General features: G+C 73.5%; 6 protein-coding genes and 1 riboswitch. Of the genes, 5 read left to right on the forward strand and 1 reads right to left on the reverse strand.

The features are described from left to right. Positions 1–21 precede the first annotated feature (21 nt). Positions 22–999 (forward strand): TIGR01620 family protein, encoded by a 978-nt coding sequence (locus EJ913_RS26530; RefSeq protein ID WP_244939498.1) that lies wholly within the window; start codon positions 22–24, stop codon positions 997–999. A 4-nt stretch (positions 1,000–1,003) separates the two neighbouring features. Here EJ913_RS26530 and EJ913_RS26535 read toward each other — a convergent pair whose 3' ends face one another. Further along, entirely contained in the window at positions 1,004–1,543 is a 540-nt protein-coding gene (locus EJ913_RS26535) for an arsenate reductase ArsC (protein WP_127003607.1), read from the reverse strand. 219 nt (positions 1,544–1,762) lie between these two features. Here EJ913_RS26535 and EJ913_RS26540 point away from each other — a divergent pair, with 219 nt between their 5' ends. The 4 genes from EJ913_RS26540 to EJ913_RS26555 all read left to right on the forward strand — a co-directional run. Continuing rightward, a complete protein-coding gene (locus tag EJ913_RS26540) occupies positions 1,763–2,677 on the forward strand; it encodes a DMT family transporter (RefSeq protein WP_127003609.1) in 915 nt (304 codons plus the stop codon). Positions 2,678–2,710: 33 nt separating this feature from the next. Continuing rightward, positions 2,711–2,808, forward strand: a riboswitch (TPP riboswitch). Between the two features lie 68 nt (positions 2,809–2,876). Beyond that, positions 2,877–4,028, forward strand: coding sequence for an ABC transporter substrate-binding protein (locus tag EJ913_RS26545; protein ID WP_127003611.1), 1,152 nt, complete (start codon positions 2,877–2,879; stop codon positions 4,026–4,028). Between the two features lies 1 nt (position 4,029). Next, positions 4,030–4,905, forward strand: coding sequence for a branched-chain amino acid ABC transporter permease (locus EJ913_RS26550; protein ID WP_127003613.1), 876 nt, complete (start codon positions 4,030–4,032; stop codon positions 4,903–4,905). Between the two features lie 206 nt (positions 4,906–5,111). Further along, positions 5,112–6,457, forward strand: a 1,346-nt coding sequence (locus tag EJ913_RS26555; RefSeq protein WP_127003615.1) for an ABC transporter permease subunit, incomplete at its 3' end; no start/stop codon positions are given.

Genomic DNA, 6,457 nt, shown 5'->3' on the forward strand with positions numbered 1-6,457 from the left:
GACACGGGCTGGGTCCCGCCGATGGAACTCGACCCCGCCCGCGCCGCGCCGATGCCGGTGGCGGAGGAGGAGGCGCTCCTCGCCGGTCGGGCGGTGGAGCTGCCGCCGCTGGCGGACGCGCCGGAGCCGCCGCGCCGCCGGGTCGGCCGCTGGCTGTTCGGGGCCGTCGCCGCGCTGGTGCTGGTGGCGCTGGGCTTCGACACCGCCGACCTGCTGGGCCGGGCCTTCGCCACCAGCCTCGCGCTCGGCGGGCTGGTGGCGCTGCTGATCGCGACGGCCGGGGTGGCCGCAATCGTCCTGCTGGTCAACGAGCTTCTGTCGCTGCGCCGCCTGCGCCGGATCGAGGCGATGCGCGTCGAGGCCGAGCGGCTCAGCATCGACCGCCGGGCCGTCGCGCTTCAGGATGGGGAGGCGGCCCGCTTCGCCGGCTCGCTGGTGGCGCTCTACGCCGGCCGGCCGGAGCTGGAGCCGGCGCTGGCCGCCGCGCGCGACCACGTCACCGACGCCCACGACGACGGGGAAATCGTCCGGCTGCTCGACCGCGAGGTGCTGGCGCCGCTCGACCGCGCCGCCTACCAGCGGGTGCTGCGCGCCTCGCGCGACACGGCGGTGGCGACGGCGCTCAGCCCGGCGGCGGTGCTGGATCTGGTGGTCGTGCTGTGGCGGAACCTGAAGCTGGTGCGCGAGATCGCGGCGCTCTACGGCGCCCGGCCGGGCTATGTCGGGTCGCTGCGGCTGCTGCGCCGGATGCTCGCCAACATCGCCGTGGCCGGGGTGGCGGAGAGCGCCCACCACGTCGCGGTGGAGGCGCTGGGCGGCTCGCTCGCCGCCGCGATCTCCACCCGGATGGGGCAGGGGGTCATCAACGGGCTGCTGACCGCGCGGGTCGGCATCACCGCGATGCACCTGTGCCGCCCCATCGCCTTCGGCCCCGACAACCGCCCCAGCCTGAACCGCATCCGCAAGGAGCTGCTGTCGCTGCCCAAGCAGGTGCTGTGACGGCTCAGCCGTTCGTGACGGCGCCGGCCAGCGCCTCGTCCTGCGGCTCGCGCACGCCGCCGATCATGGTCAGCGAGCGTTGCAGGGTGAGCTTGTCCAACGCCTCGACCCGCAGGCTGGAGAAGATCTTGATGCGGCTTTCCAGCTCGACGTAGGCGCGGCGGAAGGCGCGCAGGATCTTCTCCTCGGAGCCGGTGGCGGCGGAGGGATCCTCGACGCCCCAATGGGCGGTCAGCGGCGTGCCCGGCCACACCGGGCACAGCTCCCCGGCCGCTTGGTCGCAGACGGTGAAGACGAAATCCAGCGCCGGGGCACCCGCGCGGGCGAACTCCTCCCAGCTCTTGGAGCGCAGCCCGTCCGTCTTGTGGTTGAACGCCCTCAGGGTGGCCAGCGTGTGCGGGTTGATCGTCCCGGACGGGTGGCTGCCGGCCGAGTGGACGTCGAAGCGTCCGGCGCCCCAGCGGCGCAGCAGGCATTCCGCCATGACGCTGCGCGCGGCGTTGTGGGTGCAGAGGAAAAGCACGCGGTGCGTCGTGTCGGTCATGGCCCCATCCCTCCCGGATCAGGCCCGCCCCGGCGGAGCGGGCGGCGGCATCCTGCCGCGCGCGCGGCGCTCCGCTCAAATCAACCTTTTGTGTCAGCGGGCTTTCGGGGCTGTCGCTGGGCTGACCTGCGGTTGCGGCATTTGGACATCGCTGGCTTTGCCCATAATCTGTGCAGCCTCGCGCCGCCTTTTCCCTGTTCAGGCTCCTTTTCAAATCCGATGACCCAAGCCGCCCACCCCGCCGACCTCCTCCCCGCCGAGGCCGATTCGGTCCCCTACGCCGTCGGCTGCTTCCTGGCCGCGATCCTGCTGTTCGCGGTGATGGACACGCTGATCAAGTTCCTGTCGGCGGGCCACCCGGTGACGCAGCTGATGTTCGTGCGCTCGCTGGTGGCGCTGCTGCTGGTCGGCGGCTTCGTCCTGGCGCGCGGCGGCGTGGCGCAGCTGCGGACAAAGCGCCCCTGGGGCCATGTCTGGCGCGCCTTCGCCGGGCTGGTGTCGATGGGCTGCTTCTTCTACGCCTTCAAGCATCTGCCGCTGGCCGACGTCTACGTCCTCAGCTTCGCCGGGCCGCTGTTCATCACGGCGCTGTCGGCGCCGCTGCTGGGCGAGTCGGTCGGCTGGCGGCGCTGGGCCGCCGTGCTGTTCGGTTTCGGCGGCGTTGTGGTGATGGCGCAGCCCTCGACCGGGATGCCGCTGGTGCCGGTGCTGGCCGGGCTCTGCGCCGCGCTGTTCTACGCGCTGGCGGCGCTGGCCGTGCGCGGGCTGTCGCGGACCGAGACCAGCGCCTCCATCGTCGTCTACCTGCTGCTGACGACCACGGCGGTCAGCGGCGCGCTGGCGGTTCCCGTCTGGGTCGCGCCCTCGGCGTTGGAGCTGGGGCTGATGGCGACGGTCGGCGCGCTGGGGGCGGGCGCGCAGGTGCTGCTGACCCAGGCCTTCCGCCGCGCGCCGCCCTCGGTGGTGGCGCCCTTCGAGTACACCGGCATGGTCTGGGCCAGCCTGTTCGGCTGGCTGGTGTTCGGCGACCTGCCGACCGTGCCGGTGCTGGCCGGCGCGATGGTCATCATCGGCAGCGGGCTCTACATCCTGCATCGTGAAACCGTGGCGAACCGGCGGCGCCTGGGCGCTTGACAGGAGAGGGAGGGCGGCGACACTCTCGCCCCTCGTTCACGGCTGGGGTGCCTGCTTCGCAGCGGGCTGAGACCACACCCATCGAACCTGATCCGGGTCATGCCGGCGAAGGGAGCCGACCGCGCCAACGCCCCCGCCACCCGGCAAGATCGTTGACCCGCGTGTCCTCCTCCGCCGGCCGAGGAGGAGTTTTTCGGTCATGCGGCGCGCGCTTTTCCTGGTTGTCGGTCTCCTTGGTTTCGGTCTGCCGGCGGTCCTGCCGGCGCGGGCCGAGACGCTGTCCTTTCCGGTCCTGGTCCCGCTGACCGGCTTCCTGTCGCTGGAGGGCACCAGCCAGCGCAACGGCGCGGCGCTGGCGCTGAGCCAGGCCGGCGCCAAGGCCGACGTCATCGACACCGGCACCTCGCCCGAGGCGGCGGTGACGGCGCTGGAGCGCGCGGCGGGTGGCGGAAACGTCGGGGCGGTGGCGGCGAGCATGCTCGGCACCCAGATGCTGGCGATGCTGCCGCTGGCGGCGGAGCTGAAACTGCCGCTGGTCACCGTGTCGGGCACCGCCTCGATCACCGAGCAGGGCAACCCCTGGGTCTTCCGCTTCTTCCCCGGCGACGCGGTGACCAAGACCGCCCACGCCCGCTACGTGGTGGAGGAGCTGGGGAAGACGCGCCCGGCGCTGATCTACCAGACCACCGCCTACGGCCAGAGCGGCAAGGCCCATCTGGAGACCGCCTTCAAGGCGCTGGGCGCCGAGCTGGTCTTCGAGGAGGGCGTCGATCCGGCGGCCAAGGATCTGCTGCCGGTGCTGACCAAGGCGCTGGCCGCCAAGCCGGACGCGCTGGTGCTGCACCTCCATTCCGGCCCGACCGCGCTGCTGCTGAAGCAGGCGGCGAGCGGCGGGGTGGGGGCCAATGGGGTGGGGATCCCCATCGTCGCCGGCTCCGCCATGCACCAGCCGAGCACGGCGGCGCTGCTGGAGCCGGCGGAGCTGAAGGGCGTCTGCGCCGAGACCGCCGCCTCGCCGGTGTCCGGCGGCTCGCCGGAGATGGACGCCTTCACCGCGTCCTACCGCACCGCCTTCGGCAAGGAGCCGGACGCCTTCGCGCTCGGCCAATACGACGGGATGGCGATGGTGCTGGCGGCGGTGAAGGCCGGCGCCGGGGACGCCGAGAGCATCCGCAAGGCGCTGGCCGCCGGCACCCACAAGGGCCTCGCCATGACCTACGCCTCGGACGGGAAGGGCAACATGGCGCACTCCGCCGTGATCGTCTGCTACGACGGGACCGGCCGGGTGCCGGCGGTGGTCAAGCGCTACGACGACCTCGACGGCCCGGTGCAAGCCGGCGCGGTGAAATAGGGTGGAGGTCGCGTTTCAGCTCCTGCTGAACGGGGTGGCGCTGGGGGCGGCCTACGCGCTGGTGGCGCTCGGCTTCGTGCTGGTGCTGAACGCGACCTCGGCGGTGAACTTCGCGCAGGGCGATCTGGTGATGGCCGGCGGGCTGCTGGCGGTGGCGCTGGCGCCGCTGATCCCCCTGCCGGGCATCGCCCTGCTGCCGGTGGTGCTGGCGCTGATGGCCGGGCTGGGGCTGGTTCTGGCCGGGGTGGCCTATCTGCCGCTGCGGCGCCGCCCGCCGGTGTCGGTGTTCATCAGCACCATCGCGGTGGGGATCATCCTGCAGAACGGCGCGTCGGTGCTGTTCGGGCCGGAGCCGCGCGTGGCGCCGCCGCTGTTCGGCGACGGGGTCTGGCGGGTCGGCGGCGTCGCGGTGCCCGAGCAGTCGGTCGCCATCGTCGCGGTGGCGGCGCTGCTGATCGGGGCGCAGCAATGGGTGTTCGCCCGCACCCAGCTCGGCCGACGGCTGCGCGCGACGGCGCAGGACCCGGAGATGGCGCGGGCCTGCGGCGTGCCGGTGACGGCGATGATCCTGGTGACCTTCGCCATCGGCACCGCCTGTGCCGGGGCGGCCGGGCTGCTGCTGGCCAACCGCTATTTCGTGACGCCGACGGCGGGCGGGGATTTGATTTTGAAGGCCTACATCGCGGTGACGGTCGGCGGCTGGGGGTCGGTGCCGGGGGCGGTGCTGGGCGCGCTGCTGATCGCGCTGTTCGAGGTCGGCGTGTCGTCGGTGCTGTCCTACCCGGTGGCGCTGGGGGCGCTGTACGGAACCCTGCTGGCGATCCTGGTCGCTCGTCCGCAGGGGCTGTTCGGCGAGGCGGTGCGGCGCCGTGCGTGACGGGATCGGATTCTCTTTCCCCCGGCCTGCCTCCCTCTCCCGCCCCGGGAGAGGGAAGGGGCCCGCCGCGCAGCGGTGGGAAGGGTGAGGGGCTATCGGAACATGGATTGCGTACCACGCCCGCTCACCCCTCACCCTCCCCATGCTTTGCATGGGTCCCCTCCCTCTCCCGGGGCGGGAGAGGGGTTTGACGTCGCGGGCGGCCGATGCGCCTGATCCGCAACGCCTGGATCGGCGACGGCGTTCTGGCGCTCGCCGCCGCCGCGCTGGTCGTCCACGCGGTGGGCTTCGCGTCGCCCTATGGGCTGCGGGTGCTGACGGTGGCGGGGGTCTACGCGCTGGCCGCCTTCGGCTTCCAGATCCTCTTCGGGCTGGGCGGGGCGCTGTCGATGGCGCAGGGCGCCTTCTTCGGGCTGGGGGCCTACGTCACCGGCATCCTGGGCAGCCGCTACGGGCTGGGATTCGGCGTCACCTTTCCGCTGTCGCTGCTGGTGCCGCTGGCGGTGGCGCTGCCGGTCGGGCTGGCGGTGCTGCGGCTGGAATCGCATTACTTCGCGCTGGCGACGCTCGGCATCGCCCAGGTGCTGCACCTGCTGGCGGTCAACCTGCCCGAACTGACCGGCGGCGCCAACGGGCTGCCCGGCGTGCCGGGGGTGGTGCTGTTCGGCTGGGCGGTGCCGCGCGGGCTGCCGATGGCGGCGCTGGTCTGGGGGCTGGTGGCGCTCGGCGGGTTGGTCGGCGGGCGGGTCGCGCGCGGGCGGCTCGGGCGGTCGCTGGCGCTGGTGCGCGACGACCCGCTGGCGGCGGCGACGCTGGGGCTCGACGTCGGACGGCTGCGGCTGATGGCCTTCGGCCTCAGCGCGCTGTTCGCCGGGGCCGCCGGGGCGCTGGCGGTCCACACCCAGCGCGTCGTCTCGCCCGAGGTGCTGGAGTTCCCGGTCATGGTCTCCATCCTCACCATCGCGGTGGTCGGCGGGCGCGGGCGGATGGCCGGGGCGGTGCTGGGCGCGGTGCTGCTGGTCCATTTGCCGGAATGGTTCCGCGCCCTGGAGCGCAGCTACCTCGTGGTCTACGGCGCGGCGCTGCTGCTGACCGTCCTGCTGGCGCCCGACGGGCTGACCGGCCTGCTGGAGCGGCTGTTCCCGCGCCGCGCCCGTCCCCTCCCCGACGCCGCCGAGCCCCCAACCCCTCCGCCGCCGGCCGGCGAGGTCCTGGCGGTCGAAAACCTGTCGAAAGCCTTCGGCGGCGTCCACGCGGTGGAGGGCGTGTCGCTGACCGTGCGGGCCGGCGCCATCCTCGGCCTGATCGGCCCCAACGGGTCGGGCAAAACGACGCTGATCAACCTGATCTCCGGGGTGGAGCGCCCCGATACCGGCCGGATCCGCCTCGCCGGCCGCGATCTGGCCGGCGCGCGCGCCGACCGGCTGGCCCGCGCCGGCCTCGCCCGCAGCTTCCAGGCCGCGACCCTGCCGGAGGGCTCCACGGCGCTGGAGGCGGTGGCCGCCGCCCGGCTGACGCTCGACCGCGACGTCGCGGCGGCCGAGGCGCACGC

It is taken from the genome of Azospirillum doebereinerae (genome assembly GCF_003989665.1).
GTDB classification, from domain to species: Bacteria; Pseudomonadota; Alphaproteobacteria; order Azospirillales; family Azospirillaceae; genus Azospirillum; species Azospirillum doebereinerae.

Bases quoted from the DNA above. Each gene is read 5' to 3' on its own strand.
- EJ913_RS26530 (WP_244939498.1), top strand. From the start codon at position 22: ATGGAACTCGACCCCGCCCGCGCCGCGCCGATGCCGGTGGCGGAGGAG.
- EJ913_RS26545 (WP_127003611.1), top strand. From the start codon at position 2,877: ATGCGGCGCGCGCTTTTCCTGGTTGTCGGTCTCCTTGGTTTCGGTCTG.
- EJ913_RS26535 (WP_127003607.1), bottom strand. From the start codon at position 1,543: ATGACCGACACGACGCACCGCGTGCTTTTCCTCTGCACCCACAACGCC.
- EJ913_RS26540 (WP_127003609.1), top strand. From the start codon at position 1,763: ATGACCCAAGCCGCCCACCCCGCCGACCTCCTCCCCGCCGAGGCCGAT.